Source organism: Mycolicibacterium parafortuitum (genome assembly GCF_002086815.1).
Taxonomy (GTDB): domain Bacteria; phylum Actinomycetota; class Actinomycetes; order Mycobacteriales; family Mycobacteriaceae; genus Mycobacterium; species Mycobacterium parafortuitum.
Genome location: NZ_MVID01000002.1, coordinates 285,945 through 306,456 on the forward strand (window position 1 = coordinate 285,945; position 20,512 = coordinate 306,456).

Below are 20,512 nucleotides of genomic sequence, written 5' to 3' on the forward strand. Positions count from 1 at the left end.
ATCCCGCCATGGTCGAAGCGCCCAAGCCACTGAGCCCCAAGCAGGTCGAGAGCCTCAACTCGAAGGCGGTCGGCACCGGCATCAAGTGGATGTCGAAGTTCAACACCTGGGCCTACAAGGCGACCGGCGGCCGGCTCGGCTACAAATGGCGCGGCGGCTCCAACCGCTTCAGCGCGCCGCCCCCGGTGGGCATCCTGACCACCATCGGGCGCAAGTCCGGTGAGCCGCGGGACAGCCCGCTGCTGTTCCTGCGTGAGTGCGACCGCATCGTTCTCGTCGCGTCACAGGGTGGCCGGGCCACGAACCCGATGTGGTACCTGAACATCCAGGCCAACCCGAACGTGACCTTTCAGGTCAAGAACGAAAAGCTCACGCTTGTGGCGCGTGACGCCACCGATGCCGAACGTGCCGAGTACTGGCCCAAGCTCGACGCGATGTACCCGGACTTCATCAACTACCGGACCTACACCGACCGCAAGATCCCGATCCTGATCTGCGACCCGGCCTGACCGTCGTCGCTGCCGTTTCCCACCGGCCGCCGGCGAACGGTCGTCTAGGCTTTCCGGCATGGGCGAGACGGACGGTGGGGGGCCGGACCAGGATCGCGTCAAGATCGGCGTCGCCGTCACGACGGTCGGCCGATGGGAACCACTGCGTGAACTACTCGGCGACCTCGCCGCGCAGACATTGCGCCCGTCTGCCGTCGCGATCGCGCACCATGATGCGGCCGATCACCCCCAATTGGAGAAACTGGTCGAGTCCTTCTCCGGCACGCTGGATATCCGCACCGTCGTCAGTCCCCGCGGCATCTCCAACGGACGCAACGCCGCGGCCGCGGCGCTTGGCCCCGATGTCGACTGGCTGTGGTTCCCCAACGACACGACCCGTATCGAGCCGGACACTCTCGCGCAGCTGTCCCGGCACTGCGTCGCCGGGAATACCGCGGTCGCCGCACAGCTCGTCGACTCCGAAGGTCCGAGAAACCCTCTCCCAGAGCCTGGTTCGACGCTGACCCGACGAAATGTATGGGGCGCGATGGAACCCGCTACGCTGCTCGAGCGCACCGCGTTCGAGGCAGCGGGCGGCTGGAACACCTCACTGGGATCTGGGTCCGACACCCCGTGGCAGTCCGGCGAAGGGCCCGATCTGCTGCTGCGGATGGCCGAGCGTGACAACTTCGCCATCACCTGGGTCCCCGACATCGCGATCTCGGCCCAGACCGAGTTCGCTCACCTCCCGCCGCGCGAACGCCGGCGTAAGCAGCGCAGCTACGGGCGCGGGCACGGGTACGTGCTACGGCTGTGGCACTACCCTTGGTGGTACAAGGCCGTCAATCTCGTTGCCGCAGCGCTGATGCCACTGCGCAAACCCGAGAAGTTCGGTCCGGGAGAGGCTTTCGCACTGCTGGTGGGCCGCACTGAGGGTGTACTGGGACGACCGTTCACCCGCGCCACCGACCACCGGGCGATCCTGCGATGACACGGATAGCACGACGGCTGGTGTCCCTGCTCCTGATCTGCTTCGCGGTGATGTCGTGCCAATCACCGCAACCGCAGAACCCTGCTGAGATCGGCATGGTCCTCCACTTCCGAGGCGCCGACGACACCATGCTTGGGCGGCAGTTCGACCTGATGGAAGCCATGGATGTCGATTGGGTCCGGATCGACCTGGACTGGTCTGCCATCGAAAACGAACGTGGCCGATACGACTGGACAATCACCGACAAGCTGGTCGATCAAGCGGAGTCCCACGGCATCAGTGTTCTTGGCGTCATCGCCTTTACGCCGGATTGGGCGCAGTCCTCGACAGAAAGCACGCCGGAGATCCGCCGCCACCAGCGGCCGGACCGGCTGTCCGACTACGCCCAGTTCGCAAAGATGGCCGTGCAACGCTACGCACCGAGAGGCGTGCACAGCTGGGAGGTATGGAACGAGCCCAACACCGGCAAGTTCTGGCCTCCGGTGCAGGATGCCGATGAGTACGGTGAGTTGTTCCGCCACGCCGCCGATGCGATCCGCGGTGTCGATCCTGACGCGACAGTGTTGATCGGCGGCTTGACCACCCAACCCGATGCACCGGATCCCGGTCTATCTCCGACAGAGTTCCTCGGACTGCTCTACGACAACGGCACAGCGCAACTCGCAGACGGAGTGGCCGCTCATCCGTACAGTTTCCCCGCCCTGCCCCTTGACCCCAGTCAGCAGAGGCTGGGCGGATTCAGCGATCTCCCCGCGCTGCACGAGGTGATGAACGCCCACGACGACGGTGGCAAGAAGATCTGGATCACCGAGTTCGGGGCACCTACCGGGTCTTCTGACCGCGCCCTATCCGAGGAAGATCAAGCGACGACGCTCTTCCAGGCACGCGGGCAACTCGACCAGTGGGCGTGGGCGGGGCCGCTGATCTACTACGAACTCGTCGACGGCGGGACGGATCTCGCTGATCCCGAGCAGAATTTCGGCGTACTCCGGGAAGACCTCGCTCCGAAAGCGGCGGCGGTAGAGCTTCTACTCGCCGCGTCGCGTAAGGACGATTGACGCAGTCCGCTAATCGATCTCGTCGGCGACCGCTCGCGCGGCCGCGCCGAAGTCGATGCTCGATTGCCGCGCGGCGACGTGCCGCCATCCGCGTTCGGCGAGTACGGCGGTCTTCTCAGCGTCGCCACAGTAGGCCCGCAGCAGCCTCACCAGCGCCTGCCGATCCCGGGGATCGAAGTAATCAGCACCGTTGCCACAGGTTTCGCGTAACGAGGGGATATCCGATGCGAGCACGGCCGTGTGCGAGGCCATCGCCTCGATGGGAGGCAGACCTGCACCTTCGTGCAGGGACGGCATCACGAGCAGGTCGGCGCCCGACACCAACGACCGCAACACCTCGAAATCGAGACGGCCCATCACCACCACCCGCTCGCCCATCTGTGCGGCCAGCTCCGTGACCCGTTGGTCCCCGCCGCGCAGCGCCTCCCCGCTGCCGGCGATCACCAGTTTGTGCGGGACGTCGTCACGGATCTCCTCGAAGGCTTCCATCAGCACGGGAAGGTTCTTGTGCCACTTCGAGTTCCCGACATAGAGGATGTACCGTCCCGGCACGGGGGCGAGGGCTGGGTCCGCTGGCCGGAACCAGTCCTCGGCGACCGGGATCGGGGTCACACAGGTCCGCGCCGTCGGCGCGACCTCTTTCAGCGTGTCGACCGTCGCCTGCGAGGGCGTGAAGATCACCCGACTCCGGCGCGCATCCAGTTCGAGCATGGTGCGGGCGTAGTACTTGCGCGCAGCGCTCATACCGCTGATCTGTTTGTCCGTCACGTGCATCGTGTCGTGCACGGTCACGAACAGCGCCATCTTCCGGTGTGCGGGGCGCAGCATGGTCAGCGGGAACGGGTAATGGGGAACCCAGAAGCCTCGTGGCCGCACCGACCGCAGCACCTGATCCCAGACACGTTGCTCGGCAACTGAATACATCGCCGATACGCCGCGCTCGACCACCACCGTGGTGCTTTCGCGCAGCGTCGGCGCCGTGTGTTCGCCGACCAGCACGCCCAGCGACAGGCCGCGCTGTGCGAACGTCTGCTCCAGTTCGGGGAGAAGCAGACCGATGTACGTCCCGATCCCGCTCTGCCGGATGTGGCGGGCGTCGAACAGGAGGTCCATCGGTTAGGTCAGTCGCCCTTCCAATTGGGGCAGGAAGTCGGGGTTGTCCCACATCCGCCGGAGTGTCTCGTCGAGCTGGTGTTGCGGACTCCAGCCGAAGACGTCACGGATCCTGGAGATGTCGGCGCCGAGGAAGGGCCGGTCGACCGCGCGCATCCGACGTTCGTCCTGACGTACCTCGAACTCCAGACTGAGCACCGAACGCATCCTGTCGACGATCTCACTGACCGAATATTGTTGTCCGCTCGCGAGGTTGACGATTTCGCACTTGCCCGGCCCAGGTTCGTTCCCGAGTGCTGCCGCGGCGAACCCGCTCGCGGCGTCCAGTACATCGATGTAGTCGCGCTTCGGCCATATGTTGCCGAGCGCAATGCTTTCCGGGTTTCCTCGTAACTGGGCGACGATGGCGGGCAACAGGTGGGGGTTGGTCTCGCCCGGACCGATGACGTTGAAGAGCCGTACGATCACGCCTGCCAGGTCGCGACTTTCGGCGAGCACGCGCAGGTAGATCTCGCCCTGATGTTTGGTGTGCCCGTAGATGTCGACCGGCTCCACGACGGACTCCAGCTCGCGGTGATCGGCCTCGTCGGGCCGGTAGACGGCGCCGCTGCTCGCGAAAACGAAGCGGGTTCCCGGGGCGCAGGCTGCCAGCAGGTTGACCGTGCCTGTGACGTTGGTGGCGACGGCGTTGGCCGGATCGCTGTCACATTCGGGGATGTAGTGGATCGCCGCGAGGTGCACGATGACGTCCGGGGCGAACTCCTCGACCAGGGCACGGGTTGCAGCGGCGTCCCGGATGTCGACCCGCCGAAACGAGAAGCCGTCCAACTCGCCCTGCAGCCAGTCGGGGGTGCCGTAGCGCAGCAGATCCGCGACCAGCACATCGGCCCGGTCCTTGAGGACGCGCACCAACTGCTTGCCGACAAACCCGGCACCGCCCGTGACCATCACCCGCATGGACCGTCCCCCGTTCTCCGACCGCTAATTCCGCCCCGCGACTGCGGAGGCGTGTTCTTCCAGTGTTTCGGCGACATGTTCCCAATCCAGTGATTGCGCACCCTTGAGCCCCGTCTGCGAGAAACCTTCCCAGTTCTCTGCCGCTGCCAGAAGCGCTTCGGCGAAATCGGCCGGCTCGGTCCCACAGACGACCCCGCAACCGTACTGCCGGACCACGTCGCGGGCACCGTTCTCAGCGAAGTCGGCGGTCACCACGGGCAGCCCGCTGGCCATGGCCTCGGCGATGACCCGCGGGAAACCCTCGCGGCGACTGGGCATTCCGAGCACAGCGGCGCGGGACAGCAGATCGATCTTCTGGTCCTCGTCCACCGAGCCGAGCACGTGGATGCGCGAGGCGAGCTTCGACCGACGTGCACAGTCGTCGATCTCGTCCCGCGACGGGCCGTTGCCCGCGATCATCAGATCGCCGGCGAATCCACGGCCCGCGGCGATCTCGAAGGCCTGGATGAGCAGCGGCAGGTTCTTGTGCGGCGCGAGCCGCCCGACGTACAGCACTCCCGAGCGGTCCTGGTATGGCACCGACCGGTATCGCGAAGCGACGATCCCGCTGGGAAGCACACCGCAATCACGTTGCGACTGTTCGCGTATCGCCGCAGCTACTGCTTCGCTGACAGCGAAGTTCATGCCGACCAGTTTGGGTAGCTGTGCCTGCAGCACCCGCAACAACCGGTCCTCCCGTATCTCGCACCAGTGGATCGCGCTGCGTGCGCGGACCTGCTTCGGAAGCGCCGGGATGTGCAGCAGCGGCCATTCATTCATCAAGAAAAAGTCGTGCTCTTCACCGGTGGCCATCCGGCGGGCTTCGGCGCTGAACTTGACGATGTCCGACCAGTCCCGCCGAAGCGTGGCGATCCGCGGCTTCATGTAGCGACCTCGGTTGATATGCCGACGGACTCTGACACCGTTGAGCATCTCGTCGGCCGGCAGGCCCGGCTCATGCCCGATGCAATGGACGTCGACCTGGTGGCCGCGGCGCACCATCGCCTCGGCCAACTCCTGGAAGAACACCTCCTGGCCACCGACGTGTGGGAAATACACCTCGGTCAGGAACGCAAACTTCATCGGCATCCTTCACCTGAAATCGAGCCCCGATCGTACCTGGGCGCCCCGGAGCACGACGCCCTTTGCTGGTCGCGCGAGCAGCTTTCCGCCGCACGTACATCGTCCGATCGTTATGGTTGCGGTGTGTCTCCCCTCGCCGGTTTCGACGACTGGCTCCACAGCGCGCTGGCCGACCAGGCCGACAAAGCGGGGCAGTCGGTCGATGCGTATGTAGCCCAAGCCGTCGCAGCACGCCTGATGGACGACGTCACGCGTCGGCACGGGGACACCGGAGATTTGCTCGCTCGTCTCACCGGCGCCGGTATCGCCGTCCCTGGGTACGTCGACGCACCCGATCCTGTCGTCGCCGATCCGGAGCGTCTGCGGGCCCTCCATGCGACGGGATTGCTGGACGCTCCGCGGGAGGTCGCCTACGACCGGATCGCGGATATGGCCGCGACCGCACTGGCCACCCCCGGTGCCGCGGTGACGCTGGTGGATCGCGATCGACAGTTCTTCGTCGCGATGCACGGGGCGGCCGGCGATTCGCCCGAGGAGCGGCAGACACCGCTGGACCGTTCGGTGTGCCAGTACGCGGTCGCCACAGGGGAGCCGCTGGTGGTCACCGATGCCCGCATCGACCCGGTGCTGAAGGACAACCCCGCGGTCACCGACGGTACCGTCGTCGCCTATCTCGGCATCCCGTTGATCGATGCCGGTCAGCATGCGATCGGCACGCTGTGCGTCTGGGACACCCACCCGCGTGATTGGACCTCAGGTCACGTGAACACGTTGCGCGATCTCGCCCAGCTGGCGAGCAATCGAATCTTCAGCGCATAGCGCCGATCAGGCGCCGTACACCGGCACCGGGGTCCGCGCCTTCGCGAGCAGATCGCCGACGACGGGTCCCAATTCGGCCGGATCCCACCGCGCACCCTTGTCGATCTCCGGGCCGTGGGCCCATCCTTCGGCAACCCGGATCTTGCCACCCTCGACCTCGAACATCTTGCCGGTGACATCGCGGGACTCGACGCTGCCGAGCCACACCACCAACGGCGAGATGTTCTCGGGCGCCATCGCGTCGAACTCCTTGTCCTGGGTGGCCATCATGTCCGCGAACACCGTCTCGGTCATGCGCGTGCGCGCAGACGGGGCGATCGCGTTGACGCTGACGCCGTAGCGACCCATCTCCGCGGCGGCCACCAACGTCAGCGCCGCGATCCCGGCCTTGGCCGCGCTGTAGTTGGCCTGCCCGACGCTGCCTTGCAGGCCGGCACCGGAACTGGTGTTGATGATCCGCGCGTCGACGCTCTCGCCGGCCTTGGACTTGGCCCGCCAGTACGCCGCGGCGTGCTTCATCGTCGCGAAGTGCCCCTTGAGGTGCACGGCGATCACCGCGTCGAACTCGTCTTCGCTGGTGTTGGCGAACATCCGGTCACGGACGATGCCGGCGTTGTTCACCAGCACATCGAGTCCGCCGAAGGAGTCCACGGCGGTCTGGATGAGGCCCTCGGCCTGCGCCCAGTCGGCGACGTTGGCGCCACTCGTCACGGCCTCTCCCCCGGCGGCGACGATCTCGTCGACCACTGCCTGCGCGGCGCTACCGCCGCCGGCGGGCGAGCCGTCGAGTCCGACGCCGATGTCGTTGACCACGACGCGGGCCCCCTCGGCGGCGAACGCGAGCGCGTGCGCGCGCCCGATTCCGCCACCGGCACCCGTCACGATGACCACGCGGCCGTCCAACAATCCCATCCCTGAAACCCCTTCGTTCGGAAGTCGCCGTTACTTGGCGATGTCGGCAGTGGTGGTCGACAGATAGTGCGGCGGCTCTCCTCCGCCGTGCACCTCCAGCGACGCACCACTGATATAAGAAGCCGCATCGGAGACCAGAAATGCTGCGGCCCAACCGATGTCATCGGGCCGGGCAAGCCGGCCCAGCGGCACGTTCTTCGAAATCGCGGCGATCGACTCGGCGTCACCGTAGAACAGTTCAGACTGCTCGGTCTCCACCATGCCGACCACCACGGAGTTGACCCGGACCTTCGGCGCCCATTCGACCGCGAGGGTCGAGGTCATGCTCTCCATACCGGCCTTCGCGGCACCGTACGCGACGGTACCGGGAGTAGGCCGCCTGCCGCTGACGCTGGTGATGTTCACGATCGCGCCGCCCGTCTCCTGCTTCTGCATCACGGCGTTGGCGTGAACGGAAACCGACAGCGCACCAAGGAGATTCAACTCGACGATCTTGGTACTGAACTTCGCTGAGGCTTCGGCCGCGGGCACATACGGAGACCCGCCCGCGTTGTTGACCACGATGTCGAGGCGGCCGTGGTCGGCCGCGATCCCGTCGATGAGCGCCTTGACGGCGTCGTCGTCGCGGATGTCGCACGGCCGGAACTCGTACGGCGACCCCTCGACCGGACGTCGGGCACACGTCACCACCGTCGCGCCCTGCTCGGTGAGGACCTTGCTGATGCCGGCTCCGACGCCGCGCACCCCTCCCGTCACGAGGGCAACGCGTCCGGCGAGGCCGAGTGCAATGGCGCTGTGGCCCGAAACGGCCCTGTCGACGGCGTCAGTCACTGTGCTAGCGTACCAAGCAAGTGCTTGCTTAGGTAGCGACCCAGGAGTTTGCATGCCAATCACCACAAAGACCGTGGAACCGGGCATCGTCGCGGTGACCGTCGACTACCCACCGGTCAACGCCATCCCGTCCCGCGGCTGGTTCGAACTGGCCGACACCATCACCGCCGCCGGCCGCGACCAGAGCACCCACGTGGTGATCCTGCGCGCCGAGGGCCGTGGCTTCAACGCCGGCGTCGACATCAAGGAAATGCAGAACACCGACGGCTTCACCGCCCTCATCGACGCCAATCGTGGCTGTTACGAAGCCTTCCGGGCGGTCTATGAATGCGCCGTCCCGGTCGTCGCAGCGGTCAACGGGTTCTGCGTCGGCGGCGGGATCGGGCTCGTCGGCAACTCCGATGTGATCGTCGCGTCCGACGATGCGAAGTTCGGCCTACCCGAGGTCGAGCGCGGCGCCCTCGGTGCCGCGACGCACCTGTCCAGGCTCGTCCCGCAGCACATGATGCGCCGACTGTTCTTCACCGCGGCGACCGTGAGCGCCGAGACGCTGCACCACTTCGGCTCGGTTCACGAGGTGGTGCCGCGCGCCGACCTCGACGAGGCCGCGCTGCGCGTCGCCCGCGATATCGCGTCGAAGGACACCCGGGTGATCCGCGCCGCCAAGGAAGCGCTGAACTTCATCGACGTCCAACCGGTGACCGCGAGATACCGCATGGAGCAGGGCTTTACGTTCGAGCTCAACCTGGCGGGAGTCTCTGACGAGCACCGCGACGCATTCGCAGGTACGGACAAGGGATCCAAGAACCAATGATTCGGCGGGCACGAGCGCAGCGAGCGGGGAAACAATGACAGACAAGAGGACAACCCTCGACGAGGCGGTCTCCGCGATCGAAAGCGGGATGACCATCGGTATCGGCGGCTGGGGCTCGCGGCGCAAGCCGATGGCGTTCATCCGCGCGCTGCTGCGCACCGACGTCACCGACCTGACCGTCGTCGCCTACGGCGGACCGGATCTCGGCCTGCTGTGTTCGGCGGGCAAGGTCAAGCGGGCCTACTACGGTTTCGTCTCGCTCGATTCGCCCCCGTTCTACGATCCGTGGTTCTCGAAAGCGCGCACGTCGGGCGCGATCGAGGCCCGGGAGATGGACGAGGGCATGCTGCGCTGCGGGCTGCAGGCGGCAGCCCAGCGACTGCCGTTCCTGCCTATCCGCGCGGGCCTGGGCAGCGACGTGCGCGCGTTCTGGGGCGATGAACTCAAGACCGTGAAGTCGCCCTACCCCACCGGCGGGGGCTACGAGGAACTCGTCGCGATGCCCGCACTGAACCTCGACGTCGCGTTGGTGCACCTGAATCTCGGTGACGCACAGGGCAATGCCGCGTACACGGGCATCGACCCGTACTTCGACGACCTGTTCCTGATGTCCGCGCAGAAGCGTCTGCTTTCGGTGGAGAAGGTGGTCTCGACCGAGGAACTGGTCAAATCGGTCCCGCCCCAGGCATTGCTGGTCAACCGGATGATGGTTGACACCGTGGTCGAGGCCCCCAACGGTGCCCACTTCACCACGGCCGAACCCGACTACCGCCGCGACGAGAAGTTCCAGCGCCACTACGCCGAGGCGGCCGGCTCCGACGAGACGTGGGCCGAGTTCGTCAAGACCTATCTGTCGGGCAGCGAAGCCGACTACCAAGCGGCGGTGCGTAAGTTCGCAGAGGCACAGAAGGAGTCGAAGTGATGACCACAACGCGCGCCGAGATCTGCGCCGTCGCCTGTGCCGAGCTCTTCCGCGACGCCGGCGAGATCATGGTCAGCCCGATGACGACGATCGTGTCGGTCGGCGCCCGGTTGGCGCGGTTGACGTTCTCCCCCGACATCGTGCTCTCCGACGGCGAGGCCAGACTGATCGCGGACACCCCGGCCATCGGTGCGGCAGCAACGATGGAGGGCTGGATGCCGTTCGGCCGGGTGTTCGAGACCCTGGCCTGGGGACGCAGGCATGTCGTGATGGGCGCCAACCAGATCGATCGCTATGGAAACCAGAACCTGTCGGCGTTCGGTCCGTTGCAGCACCCGACCCGGCAGATGTTCGGCGTCCGCGGCGCACCGGGCAACACGATCAACCACCGGACCAGCTACTGGGTGGGCAATCACTCGAAGCGGGTGTTCGGCGATTCCGTGGATATCGTCTCCGGAATCGGCTGGGACAAAGTCGATCCCGACAACCCGGCCTACCGGTTCACCGACGTCTACCGCGTGGTGACGAACCTCGGCGTCTTCGACTTCAACGGGCCGGACCACCAGATGCGCGCGGTCTCGCTGCACCCCGGTGTCGAGGCACAGCAGGTCGTCGAGAACACCTCGTTCGACGTGCACGGCCTCGACGAGGCGGAAACCACGCGGCTGCCGTCGGCCGAAGAGCAGCGCCTGCTGCGCGAGGTCATCGATCCGAAAGGCCTGCGGGACAAGGAAGTAAAGGTCTGATGAGCGCTCGCGCAAAGAACGGACAGCGCTGACCATGGCCGCACTGAAGACGCCGCTGACCGAACTGGTCGGTATCGAACATCCCGTCGTCCAGACGGGTATGGGATGGGTCGCCGGGGCGCGGCTCGTCGCCGCGACCTCCAATGCCGGCGGGCTGGGCATCCTGGCCTCGGCGACGATGACGCTCGCGGAACTCACCACCGCCGTCGCGAAGGTGAAGGCCGCGACCGACAAGCCGTTCGGCATCAACATCCGCGCGGACGCCGGCGACGCGAACGAGCGCGTCGACCTGCTGATCCGCGAAGGCGTCAAGGTCGCGTCGTTCGCGCTGGCCCCCAAGCCCGATCTCATCGCCAAGCTCAAAGATGCGGGCGTCGTGGTCATTCCGTCGGTCGGGCTGGCCAAGCACGCGAAGAAGGTTGCCGGCTGGGGCGCTGACGCGGTGATCGTGCAGGGCGGCGAGGGCGGCGGCCACACCGGTCCGATCGCGACGACGCTGCTGCTGCCGTCGGTGCTCGACGCCGTGGCCGACACCGGGATGCCGGTGGTCGCGGCGGGCGGATTCTTCGACGGCAGGGGCCTCGCGGCCGCGCTGTCCTATGGCGCCGCCGGCGTCGCGATGGGCACCCGGTTCCTGCTCACCAAGGACTCCACCGTCCCCGAGGCGGTCAAGCGCCGCTATCTGGAGGCGGCCCTGGACGGCACCGTGGTGTCGACGAAGGTGGACGGCATGCCGCACCGGGTGCTGCGGACCGGACTGGTCGAGAAGCTGGAGGGCGGCTCACCGGTGCGGGGGCTCGCGGCTGCCGTCGTGAACGCGCAGAAGTTCAAGAAGATGTCCGGTATGACGTGGAAGTCCATGATCACCGACGGCATGGCGATGCGGCACGGCAAGGACCTGACCTGGTCACAGGTGATCATGGCGGCGAACACGCCGATGCTGCTCAAAGCCGGCCTGGTCGAGGGCAACACCGATGCGGGCGTGCTGGCGTCGGGCCAGGTGGCGGGCATCATCGACGACCTGCCGACCTGCGCCGAACTGGTTCCGGCCATCGTCACCGAGGCGATCGAACACCTGCAGAAGGCGTCCGGGTTCATCCGCTGAGCGCGTTCTCGGCGCCCGTCCAGCGATTCCGCCCTGCAGGGGCGCGCACCTTCCTACACTCGCCGCATGAAGACCAACGCGGCGATTCTGTGGGAGTACGGGGGCGACTGGACGGTCGAGGAGATCGATCTTGATCCGCCGGGCGACGGCGAGGTGCTGGTGTCCTGGGAGGCCACCGGTCTGTGCCATTCCGACGAGCACATCCGCACAGGTGACCTGCCCGCGCCGCTGCCACTGATCGGCGGCCACGAGGGGGCCGGGATCGTGCGCGAGGTCGGCGCCGGTGTCATCGGTCTGGCTCCCGGCGATCACGTCGTCGCATCGTTCCTGCCCGCCTGCGGGCGCTGTCGTTTCTGCTCGACCGGGCACCAGAATCTCTGCGACCTCGGCGCGATGATCATGGCGGGCACGCAACTCGACGGCACCTACCGCAGGCACGTCCGCGGCCAGGACGTCGGCGTGATGGCACTCGTCGGAACCTTCTCCCAGTACGGCACCGTGCCCGAAGCCTCGATCGTGAAGATCGACGACGACATCCCGTTGTCACGGGCCTGTCTGCTGGGCTGCGGTGTCACCACCGGATGGGGTTCTGCGGTCAACACCGCCGACGTGCAGCCCGGCGACACGGTGGTGGTGATCGGCTTCGGCGGCATCGGCAGCGGCGCGGTCCAGGGCGCGCGGCTCGCCGGTGCGGAGAAGATCGTCGTGGTCGAGCCCGTGGAGTCCAAGCGCGAGAAGGCGTTCCAGCTCGGCGCGACCCATTTCGTGCCGTCCATTCCCGAGGCGGCGGCCCTGGTGGGTGAACTGACGCGCGGGGTGATGGCCGATTCGGCGATCCTCACGGTCGGCCTGCTGGAGGGCGCGATGCTCGAGGACGCCGCCAACATCATCCGCAAGGGCGGCGCGGTCGTGATGACGGCGCTGTCCACGATGGCCGACAATCAGCCCACGCTCGGGATGATGATGTTCACGCTGTTCCAGAAGCGGTTGCTCGGCAGCCTCTACGGCGAGGCCAATCCGCGCGCGGACATCCCCCGGTTGCTGTCGCTCTACCGCGAGGGCAAGCTGCTGCTCGACGAGACCGTCACCCACGAGTACAAGCTGGCCGAGGTCAACGAGGGCTACGAGGACATGCGGGAGGGACGCAACATCCGCGGTGTCATCCTGCACGACCACTGAGTGGTACCGCGCAGATCGTCACGGCCGGAACAGGATTCCATCGTCGGATGCGGTCTTGAGCAGCTGCTGGATCGTCAGCTCCCCGTAACCCGTGCGGACCGGTCCGCGTGAGGTGCCGAGGAAGAGCACCATGCCCGGATCGGGAACGACATCCAGGTGATAGGCCTGCACCCCGGGCAGGTGGTATTGGAAGAAGTTGATCAGGAAGTCCACCATGAAGATGGCGCTTCCGATCAGACCCTTGCCCCACAGCGCGGACGCGTTGTACAGCGGTGTCATCGCGGCGGGATCGCCGATCATCACGATCGGGCCGTAGTGCGGTTTGGTACCGCCACCGGGCACGTAGGCCGGCATGAACGGCTGCAGCCCCGGTAGATCGGTGGCCATGTACGGCGCGGTGCTGCCGTAGGTGCCGATGTTGACGAACAGTGAATCCGCGCCGTTACCAGGGGTTCTGGTGTTGATGCCCGGCGCCTCGAAACCGATGCCTGCCAGGCCGAGCTGCTGGGCAACGAACTGCGCTTCCCAGCCGCCGAGCGAGTGACCCGTCACGAACACGTTGTCCGCGGTGTACCCCTGCATCGCCGCCTCGACGAGCACGCGGTCGGCGAAGCGCAGGGCGTCGTAGAACGCCGGCGGCGTGGTGCGGGTGAAGATCACCTGCATGTCCGCCAGGATCTGGCTGATCGTGATCAACGGGTTGAACAACAGGTGCGACCCGCCGGTGGTGCCCTGGTAGGCGATGATCACCTGCCCCTCGGGGGTGACCCACGTCTTGGCCACCATGCCGGTGAACAGGTTGGTCTTCGACAACTGAAATCCGTTGACGGTGAACGGGACAAGTCCGCCCGGGGTCCCGCCGAGCACATAGGCGGCGGCCGACGCGTTGAGGAACTGGGCGACCGTCGGCGACAGGGACGTCGTCGGCCCGTCGTAGGTCAGGGTGGGCACCTCCGGCACCACCACGGGACGGTGCAATCCGATCAGCCGCTCCAGTTCCCGGAACGCACCGAAGATCAGGTCGTTGATCGGCCCGAGGCCGTTGGGAACAGGCGGGTGGTTGGCGGATGCGGTGAATCCCAGCGCCTGCAACACGGCATTGATCAACCGCCCCGGCAGCTCCAGCAGTTGCGCGATCGGCGAGAGCGGCTGTGGCGGGCTCGGCGTCGTGATCTCGACCGGCGCGACGGTGCTGACCGCGGCCAGCGCCGAGGTCGGCTCGTCGGCGTATGCCCGATGCGGCTTTGCCGGGGCGAGCGAAACCACCGACGGCGCCGGTGGTTCCGGCGCGGCGACAGTTGCGTCCGTGTCCTCGGGCACCGCGCTGTCGGCGCCGGATCCGTCGGCCGCTGTCTCGGGAACCGCTGTCTCGGGGGTCTCGGGGGCCTCTGGCTCGGAGACCTCTGTCTCCGGGACCTCTGTGGGATCGGTCTCGGTCTCGTCCGGCTCGACGACGACCACGTCGGACGAGTCCGAGGGTGCGGCGACGTCGTCGTCGTCACCGCGTGGCGGCTCGGATTCGGAGCCGCCGTCCGATGGCGCCGCGGTGCCGGGGTCCGCATCGGATTTACGCGACGGCGGCTTCTTCGGTCCGCTGCGCTCGGCCGAGTCGTCGCCGGACGTGCTCGCCGACGTCGCCGTGGCCGAACCGGACCCGATGGGATCGGCGTAGGCCACACCGTGGCCCGGCGCGAGGACGAGGGCGATCGAGACCGCCGTCGCCGCGATGCCGCAGCTCAGCGACCTGATCTTCCGACCTTCTTCGACCGGCACAACATCCTCCATCTGACAACGTGCGATGTCAGATGGACATTAGCCAACCCGGAGCGTTTACGCCTCCGTTTTGATCAAACGCGCTCGTCCGCGTGTCGTCAGGACAGCCGCTCGATGATCGTGACGTTTGCGGTGCCCCCGCCTTCACACATCGTCTGCAGGCCGTAGCGGCCGCCGGTGCGCTCCAGCGTGTTGAGCATCGTGGCAAACAACTTCGCGCCCGTCGCTCCGAGCGGGTGCCCCAGCGCGATCGCACCGCCGTTGGGGTTGACCTTCTCCGGATCCGCCTTCGTCTCTTTCAGCCACGCCTGCACGACCGGGGCGAACGCCTCGTTGATCTCGACGGTGTCGATGTCTTCGATCGACAGGCCCGTCTTCTCCAGTGCGTAGTGCGTCGCCGGAATCGGGCCGGTGAGCATGAACACCGGGTCCGCGCCGCGGGCGCTGATGTGGTGGATGCGGGCGCGCGGCTTCAGTCCGTGATCCTTGACAGCCTGCTCGGAGGCGAGCAGCACCGCACTGGCGCCGTCGGAGATCTGGCTCGCCATCGCCGCGGTCAGGCGGCCACCCTCGACCAGGGTTTTGAGGCCGGCCATCTTCTCCAGGGAGGTGTCGCGCGGGCCCTCGTCGGTGACGAATCCGTCCACCGGGATGATCTCGTTCTCGAAGTTGCCGGCGCGGATGGCCGCCTGCGCGCGCTGATGACTGGTCAGCGCGAACTGCTCCATCTCCTCGCGAGACAGGTTCCACTTCTCGGCGATCATCTCGGAGCCGCGGAACTGGGAGATCTCCTGGTCACCATAGCGGTGCAGCCAGTGCTTGGATTCGTTTGTCGGAGAGGTGAATCCGAACTGCTCGGCAACCGTCATCGCGGAGCTGATCGGGATCTGGCTCATGTTCTGCATACCGCCGGCGACGATCAGGTCAGCGGTTCCGGACATGATCGCCTGCGCACCGAACGAGATGGCCTGCTGGCTGGATCCGCACTGGCGGTCGACCGTGACGCCGGGGACCTCTTCCGGGAATCCGGCCGCGAGCCACGACAGGCGGGCGATGTTGCCGGCCTGCGGGCCGATCGCGTCGACACAGCCGGCGATGACGTCGTCGACGGCGCCCGGGTCGACATCGTTGCGCTCGAACAGCCCGCGCCAGGCCGTGGCGCCCAGGTCGACCGGGTGCACACCGGCAAGCGATCCATTGCGCTTGCCGACGGCGGTGCGCACAGCGTCGATGACGTACGCCTCAGGCATATTTCGATCCTTCCGTTATGCCACCCAAAACGATGGCGAGGTACTGCCTGCCGACCTCTTCGGCCGACAGAGGCCCGCCCGGTTGATACCAGCGGACCGAAACCCATGTGGTGTCGCGGATGAAGCGGTAGACGAGATCGACGTCGAGGTCGGGCCGGAAGCTTCCCTCGGCCACCCCCTGCTTGAGCACGTCGATCCACATCCGGCGCTGCTCGCGGTTGCGATCGTCGAGAAACCCGAACTGCGGCAGGGGGTTGAGCCGCTTGGCCTCGTCCTGGTAGATCACCACCTGGGCGTGCCGGTGTTCGATCGCCTCGAACGAGACCATGAACAACCCCTTGACCCGCTCCAGCGGGTCACTCGTCGACGCGACGATCTCGTCGTACCGCGTGAACAGCCAGTCGAGGAAGTCCTTGAGGACTTCCTCGACCATCTGCTCTTTGGATTTGAAGTGGTGATAGAGGCTGCCGGACAGGATCCCCGCCGAGTCCGCGATGTCGCGCACCGTCGTCGCACGCAGGCCGCGCTCAGCGAACATCGTCGCGGCGAGCTGCAGCAGCTCGTCGCGGCGACTGGGAAGCGCCTTGTCCACTCATCCAGAGTAGCAACCAAGCGCTTGCTAGGTAAGGCTGGCAGCCTTTTGGCTGCTTTCGCCGCCCGCCTCCCGGCACTCAGTCCGAGCCGGCGGGCAGGTTGCGCTTAGAGCGCCGGGTCGACCACAGAATCGCCACCACTGCGGCCACGACAACGGCCACCGCCACGGCGATGCCGATGACCTTCCACGAGACCGGGGCCGTTTCAGTTCGCGGCTGCTCTGGCGCATCATCGGTGCCGGCGCCTTGGGCGAAGATCGACAGGTTGGTCGGATCTCCCGCTCTGCCTGCGGCGAGCACATCTCCGAACAATGCCGACCACTTCCCGTCCAGCCCGTCGATGTAGCCGAACAGCGGGTCCACCAGGCGCCAGTCCCCTGTCGTCGTCACCAGGACGACGGTGCGGTCCCGGGGACGGTCGGCGAACGCCTGGATCGAGCCCAGTCCGTCGGCGATACTGGCCCGGAGCTCGGTCGGCAGGTCGTCGATGTCCACGTCGGCACCGTCGCCACTGATGGGTGGATGCAGCGATGTCTGCAACAGCGCCGAGGACTTGGCGACGATCAGCGCCCCGGAGTTCCCATCCGCAGCGGTCTTGACATCGACGACCTTCGGAGTCAGTTGCGTGCTCGTGAGACTCGAAATCGCGGCCACCACACGCGCCGCGTAGACCAGCTGATCCGGGCTGCTCCCGTCGAACGCCACCATGAAGCTGGGCGCGAACTCCGACGGCATTGCGCCGAAGCCGCCGAGTGGCGGGCCGCCGCGCTGGACAGTCAACGTCGATCGCGGATCGATCTGGAATGTGATCGGCGCGATCAACGGTCCACATGGCTGGTCAGGGGTGTAGGTGATCGCGATGTCGAGGTCGACGAACTGACCGATCGCCTTACCGGCCAGCTCGAACTGAGCGTCCAGGCGGCCGGACTTGTCGAGGAGGGCTCGGTGAACGACGTTTCCATCGCCGGCACGGATCACGACCGCCGCGGAGTCGTCGTCGGGAACGGGGGTGTAGTCGGCGAGCAGGTGCACCTGGACGGCTCCGACGCGGCCGTTCCCGAGCGCCGAGCGCCCGACGCCCACCCGCAGGTTTCCGGCACGAAGAACCTCGGTCTTACCGCTGAGGTTGAGTTGTTCGAACGTCCACGTATCGCCGCCGGGCGGATCCTCGCCCACCGCCTGGTCGACACGGGCGGCTGGCACCTGCACCAACGACTGCAACTCGTCGACGAGCAGCGACACCTGCGTCGAGAGCTCGTCGCCGTTGCCTGAAACCTTCAGGTAAGCGTTGCGGCTCCCTGAGTTCTCCACACTGAGGCCCGCGGTTCCACCTCTCTCGACGACAACCGCGCGCGCCAACTGGGGGGCTGGTGGCGGCGAAACGCCCCGGGGTTGATTCACCACCGTGACCGACAGCGGCTGAGGGATGTACAGCCTCGCGAGCGTGGACACCAGAAGTAGCACCGCCTGCTGTTCGGCGGTGTCGGCGTCGTCCGGCGCATAGATGGTCACGCGCTCGAGTACGGGCGGGAAGAAGCCGGCGATGGTCGTCACCGGCGGCTCGTCGCCGGTGAACACCGCCGCGAGATTCGTCAATGTCAGTTGCTGCAGCGGGCCGCAGTACTGCCCGTTGAATCCGCCGGGATACTGGCCGTCGGCGGCGCGCAACGTCACCGACAGATCCGCCGACGACGACCGGACGCGCGCGCCCGCGATATCGATGTCGAAGGGTGTCGCGGCCTGGGCGACGCCGGCGGGCGGCACGTCCACCGTGCCAAGGAGGTTCCCGTCCGCGTCGTCGACCTCGAGGTATCCGCCGGAGATGTTCAACGGTGCCGCGATCGTTCCGCGCAGCCGTGAGGGCACGAGCCCTCCCGGCACGGGCAGCGTGATCCGCTGACTCGCGTTCGGTCCGAGGAACACCTCGCGATCGATGCCCAGCGCAGTCGAACCGAGCACCACGCTCGCCGGCTGTGGAGGTGCGTCGTCGGCACCGGGCTGCGCGTGCGCGGTACTCCCGAATAACACCGGTCCGATCAGCAAAACCACCGCGGCCAACACACGCGCTGCGCCGCCTCGGGTCACCGTCGTTCTCCGGCAGGGGCATCGGCGCCTGATCGCGGCGAGTGTCCCTGCGTTCGGAATCGCTGCAGGGCCGAGGACCACTCTGAACTGATCGGGTGCACTGTTCCACTTTCGGGTGTTGCGCTTCAATACCTCAACAGGGGTCGGACTATACCGGCGGACGTCGCAGGTTGACCCCCATTCCTCTTGCCGCGGACTGTGTCGGGATCGTATGGTGGCGCCTTTGCCATCTCCTTGGCGGCGAGCGAATTCCTGGGATAGCGTGATGCGTCTTGGCGCGCCGGTTACCGCGCGTCGGCGGCAAGCGTACGAGAGCTCGAGCGGTGAAGGGTCGCAGTTGACTGTTCAGGATTTGTTACAGATCTTGCGCGACCGATGGAAGATCATCTTTGTCACAACGATTCTCGTGATGGTTGCGGCTCTCGTCTATTCACTCACCATCGCGCCCAGCTATCAGGCATCGACGCGGTTGTTCGTGTCGACCACGTCCGACGGAAACAACACCCAGTCCAATGACGGCGGACTTTTCGCGCAGCGCCGGGTGCTGTCCTATGTGGAGCTGATTACCGGCGACGTCGTCGCTCAACGCACCGTCGACACCCTCGGCCTCGATATGAGCGCATCCGAACTCAAGAGGAAGATCGAAGCCACTGCGCCGATGGACACGGTGCTGATCGACGTCACCGTCACGGATACCTCAGCGACCAGGGCGCGGGACATCGCCAACACGGTGTCCGACGAATTCGCCACCATGGCCGCCGGGCTGGAGACGCCACAACTGGGGGCGCAACCCAATGCCCGGGTGATCGTGCAGCAACGTGCCGAAGTTCCTGGCCTCTCCGCAATCCCGACAGCCAGGAACGCGGCCCTCGCGGCCGTCCTCGGCCTGATCCTCGGTTGCGTCCTGGCATTGATCCGAGGCCGCTCCGACCGCTCGGTGCGCAGCGCAAAGGACCTCGAGAAGGCGACAGGCGTCGGTGTACTCGCTGAGGTGCCGTCAGAGCCACGGTTGCGGGAAAACCCGTTGCTGTCGTTCGAATCGGACCACTCCGCAGCGGCCGATGCCTTTCGGGATCTGCGGGTCAACGTGAAGTTTCTTGAGGTGACCGCCGGGCCACGAGTGCTCGTCGTCGCGAGCGCCATGCCAGAGGAAGGCCGAACGTCGGCTGCGATCAACCTCGCCCTCGCCCTTGCCGAAGCCGGCAACGACGTGGCGTTGGTCGACGGTGATCTGCGCCGCCCCAAGGTTGCCCGCTATCTCGCACTGGAGGGGCAGGCCGGTCTCAGCACTGTCTTGCACGGCGATGCGTCGCTGCCGGAAGCGCTACAGGAAACCCGCAGTCCGCGGTTGAAAGCCCTCACCGCCGGCCCGATCCCACCGGGTCCCACCGAGCTTCTCGAATCACCGGCAACCACAGAGCTATTGAGTGAGCTCGGTGCGGAGTTCGATTATGTCGTCGTCGACACTCCGTCTCTCCTGAAACCGGATGCCGCGATCCTCGCTGCCTCGTCACAGGGAATTCTGCTGGTGGCCCGCTACGGGCAGACGACACGCGACGAACTGGCGGAAGCAGTCCGCTCGGTCAAGCGTGGCGGGGCACCGCTACTCGGAACGGTGTTGATGATGGCCCCGCCGAAGAAGCCGCCGAAGAGTCACGGATACTACGGCGGCCAAAACCGCGCCCAACCAGATGATGGCGCGCAGGGCGGGCACACCCGGCACGGTCCGCACCGGAACTGACCATCGGCTATCT

At 66.5% G+C, this 20,512-nt stretch carries 19 protein-coding genes; 10 read left to right on the top strand and 9 right to left on the bottom strand.

The window, feature by feature from the left end; genetic code table 11:
• Positions 1–8 precede the first annotated feature (8 nt).
• From BST38_RS03990 to BST38_RS04000, 3 genes are read left to right on the top strand one after another with little or no spacing between them, the layout of a single operon-like run.
• Complete coding sequence (locus tag BST38_RS03990; RefSeq protein ID WP_083141945.1) at positions 9–509, top strand: nitroreductase family deazaflavin-dependent oxidoreductase; 501 nt, start codon at positions 9–11, stop codon at positions 507–509.
• Between the two features lie 58 nt (positions 510–567).
• Entirely contained in the window at positions 568–1,479 is a 912-nt protein-coding gene (locus BST38_RS03995; RefSeq protein WP_083141946.1) for a glycosyltransferase family 2 protein, read from the top strand.
• Between the two features lie 20 nt (positions 1,480–1,499).
• Positions 1,500–2,537: a cellulase family glycosylhydrolase gene (locus BST38_RS04000; RefSeq protein WP_237160653.1), complete on the top strand. Its 1,038-nt coding sequence runs from the start codon at positions 1,500–1,502 to the stop codon at positions 2,535–2,537.
• 9 nt (positions 2,538–2,546) lie between these two features.
• Here the strand turns inward: BST38_RS04000 and BST38_RS04005 are convergent, their stop codons facing one another.
• The 3 genes from BST38_RS04005 to BST38_RS04015 are packed head-to-tail and all read right to left on the bottom strand — an operon-like array spanning position 2,547 to position 5,660.
• Complete coding sequence (locus BST38_RS04005; protein WP_083141948.1) at positions 2,547–3,650, bottom strand: glycosyltransferase family 4 protein; 1,104 nt, start codon at positions 3,648–3,650, stop codon at positions 2,547–2,549.
• A 3-nt stretch (positions 3,651–3,653) separates the two neighbouring features.
• A complete protein-coding gene (locus BST38_RS04010; protein WP_083141949.1) occupies positions 3,654–4,607 on the bottom strand; it encodes an NAD-dependent epimerase/dehydratase family protein in 954 nt (317 codons plus the stop codon).
• Positions 4,608–4,631: 24 nt separating this feature from the next.
• The gene (locus tag BST38_RS04015) at positions 4,632–5,660 is read right to left on the bottom strand and encodes a glycosyltransferase family 4 protein (protein ID WP_237160654.1); all 1,029 of its coding nucleotides are present in this window, start codon (positions 5,658–5,660) and stop codon (positions 4,632–4,634) included.
• On the opposite strand from BST38_RS04015, the gene BST38_RS04020 reads away from it, so the two are divergent.
• Entirely contained in the window at positions 5,616–6,548 is a 933-nt protein-coding gene (locus tag BST38_RS04020; protein WP_083142105.1) for a GAF domain-containing protein, read from the top strand. The genes BST38_RS04015 and BST38_RS04020 overlap by 45 nt on opposite strands.
• 6 nt (positions 6,549–6,554) lie before the next feature.
• Here the strand turns inward: BST38_RS04020 and BST38_RS04025 are convergent, their stop codons facing one another.
• Positions 6,555–7,460 (bottom strand): SDR family oxidoreductase, encoded by a 906-nt coding sequence (locus tag BST38_RS04025; protein WP_083141950.1) that lies wholly within the window; start codon positions 7,458–7,460, stop codon positions 6,555–6,557.
• A gap of 30 nt (positions 7,461–7,490) precedes the next feature.
• Positions 7,491–8,291: an SDR family oxidoreductase gene (locus tag BST38_RS04030; RefSeq protein WP_237160655.1), complete on the bottom strand. Its 801-nt coding sequence runs from the start codon at positions 8,289–8,291 to the stop codon at positions 7,491–7,493.
• 52 nt (positions 8,292–8,343) lie between these two features.
• Here BST38_RS04030 and echA20 point away from each other — a divergent pair, with 52 nt between their 5' ends.
• From echA20 to BST38_RS04055, 5 genes are all read left to right on the top strand, one after another.
• Positions 8,344–9,105, top strand: a complete 762-nt coding sequence (gene echA20 / locus BST38_RS04035; RefSeq protein ID WP_083141952.1) for a (7aS)-7a-methyl-1,5-dioxo-2,3,5,6,7,7a-hexahydro-1H-indene-carboxyl-CoA hydrolase — start codon at positions 8,344–8,346, stop codon at positions 9,103–9,105.
• 34 nt (positions 9,106–9,139) lie between these two features.
• Complete coding sequence (ipdA, locus tag BST38_RS04040; protein ID WP_083141953.1) at positions 9,140–10,027, top strand: cholesterol ring-cleaving hydrolase subunit IpdA; 888 nt, start codon at positions 9,140–9,142, stop codon at positions 10,025–10,027.
• Positions 10,024–10,773, top strand: coding sequence for a cholesterol ring-cleaving hydrolase subunit IpdB (ipdB, locus tag BST38_RS04045; protein ID WP_083141954.1), 750 nt, complete (start codon positions 10,024–10,026; stop codon positions 10,771–10,773). Before ipdA ends, ipdB begins: the two co-directional genes overlap by 4 nt.
• 34 nt (positions 10,774–10,807) lie before the next feature.
• Positions 10,808–11,878 (top strand): (3aS,4S,5R,7aS)-5-hydroxy-7a-methyl-1-oxo-octahydro-1H-indene-4-carboxyl-CoA dehydrogenase, encoded by a 1,071-nt coding sequence (gene ipdC / locus BST38_RS04050; protein ID WP_083141955.1) that lies wholly within the window; start codon positions 10,808–10,810, stop codon positions 11,876–11,878.
• 66 nt (positions 11,879–11,944) lie between these two features.
• Positions 11,945–13,057 (top strand): NDMA-dependent alcohol dehydrogenase, encoded by a 1,113-nt coding sequence (locus BST38_RS04055; RefSeq protein ID WP_083141956.1) that lies wholly within the window; start codon positions 11,945–11,947, stop codon positions 13,055–13,057.
• Positions 13,058–13,075: 18 nt separating this feature from the next.
• On the opposite strand, the gene BST38_RS04060 is transcribed toward BST38_RS04055, so the two are convergent.
• From BST38_RS04060 to BST38_RS04075, 4 genes are all read right to left on the bottom strand, one after another.
• On the bottom strand, positions 13,076–14,842 hold the full coding sequence (locus tag BST38_RS04060; RefSeq protein WP_083141957.1) for a hypothetical protein: 1,767 nt from the start codon (positions 14,840–14,842) through the stop codon (positions 13,076–13,078).
• Between the two features lie 86 nt (positions 14,843–14,928).
• Positions 14,929–16,080, bottom strand: a complete 1,152-nt coding sequence (gene fadA6, locus BST38_RS04065) for a steroid 3-ketoacyl-CoA thiolase FadA6 (protein WP_083141958.1) — start codon at positions 16,078–16,080, stop codon at positions 14,929–14,931.
• A complete protein-coding gene (gene kstR2, locus BST38_RS04070) occupies positions 16,073–16,672 on the bottom strand; it encodes a TetR family transcriptional regulator KstR2 (protein ID WP_083141959.1) in 600 nt (199 codons plus the stop codon). Before kstR2 ends, fadA6 begins: the two co-directional genes overlap by 8 nt.
• 79 nt (positions 16,673–16,751) lie before the next feature.
• Positions 16,752–18,701: a hypothetical protein gene (locus BST38_RS04075; protein ID WP_237160656.1), complete on the bottom strand. Its 1,950-nt coding sequence runs from the start codon at positions 18,699–18,701 to the stop codon at positions 16,752–16,754.
• 394 nt (positions 18,702–19,095) lie between these two features.
• Between BST38_RS04075 and BST38_RS04080 the strand changes: the two genes are divergently transcribed.
• Complete coding sequence (locus BST38_RS04080; RefSeq protein WP_237160657.1) at positions 19,096–20,499, top strand: tyrosine-protein kinase domain-containing protein; 1,404 nt, start codon at positions 19,096–19,098, stop codon at positions 20,497–20,499.
• Positions 20,500–20,512 lie beyond the last annotated feature (13 nt).

Bases quoted from the DNA above. Each gene is read 5' to 3' on its own strand.
- echA20 (WP_083141952.1), top strand. From the start codon at position 8,344: ATGCCAATCACCACAAAGACCGTGGAACCGGGCATCGTCGCGGTGACC.
- ipdA (WP_083141953.1), top strand. From the start codon at position 9,140: ATGACAGACAAGAGGACAACCCTCGACGAGGCGGTCTCCGCGATCGAA.
- BST38_RS04020 (WP_083142105.1), top strand. From the start codon at position 5,616: ATGGACGTCGACCTGGTGGCCGCGGCGCACCATCGCCTCGGCCAACTC.
- BST38_RS04005 (WP_083141948.1), bottom strand. From the start codon at position 3,650: ATGGACCTCCTGTTCGACGCCCGCCACATCCGGCAGAGCGGGATCGGG.
- BST38_RS04060 (WP_083141957.1), bottom strand. From the start codon at position 14,842: ATGGAGGATGTTGTGCCGGTCGAAGAAGGTCGGAAGATCAGGTCGCTG.
- ipdC (WP_083141955.1), top strand. From the start codon at position 10,808: ATGGCCGCACTGAAGACGCCGCTGACCGAACTGGTCGGTATCGAACAT.
- BST38_RS03990 (WP_083141945.1), top strand. From the start codon at position 9: ATGGTCGAAGCGCCCAAGCCACTGAGCCCCAAGCAGGTCGAGAGCCTC.
- fadA6 (WP_083141958.1), bottom strand. From the start codon at position 16,080: ATGCCTGAGGCGTACGTCATCGACGCTGTGCGCACCGCCGTCGGCAAG.
- BST38_RS03995 (WP_083141946.1), top strand. From the start codon at position 568: ATGGGCGAGACGGACGGTGGGGGGCCGGACCAGGATCGCGTCAAGATC.
- BST38_RS04010 (WP_083141949.1), bottom strand. From the start codon at position 4,607: ATGCGGGTGATGGTCACGGGCGGTGCCGGGTTTGTCGGCAAGCAGTTG.
- BST38_RS04055 (WP_083141956.1), top strand. From the start codon at position 11,945: ATGAAGACCAACGCGGCGATTCTGTGGGAGTACGGGGGCGACTGGACG.
- BST38_RS04025 (WP_083141950.1), bottom strand. From the start codon at position 7,460: ATGGGATTGTTGGACGGCCGCGTGGTCATCGTGACGGGTGCCGGTGGC.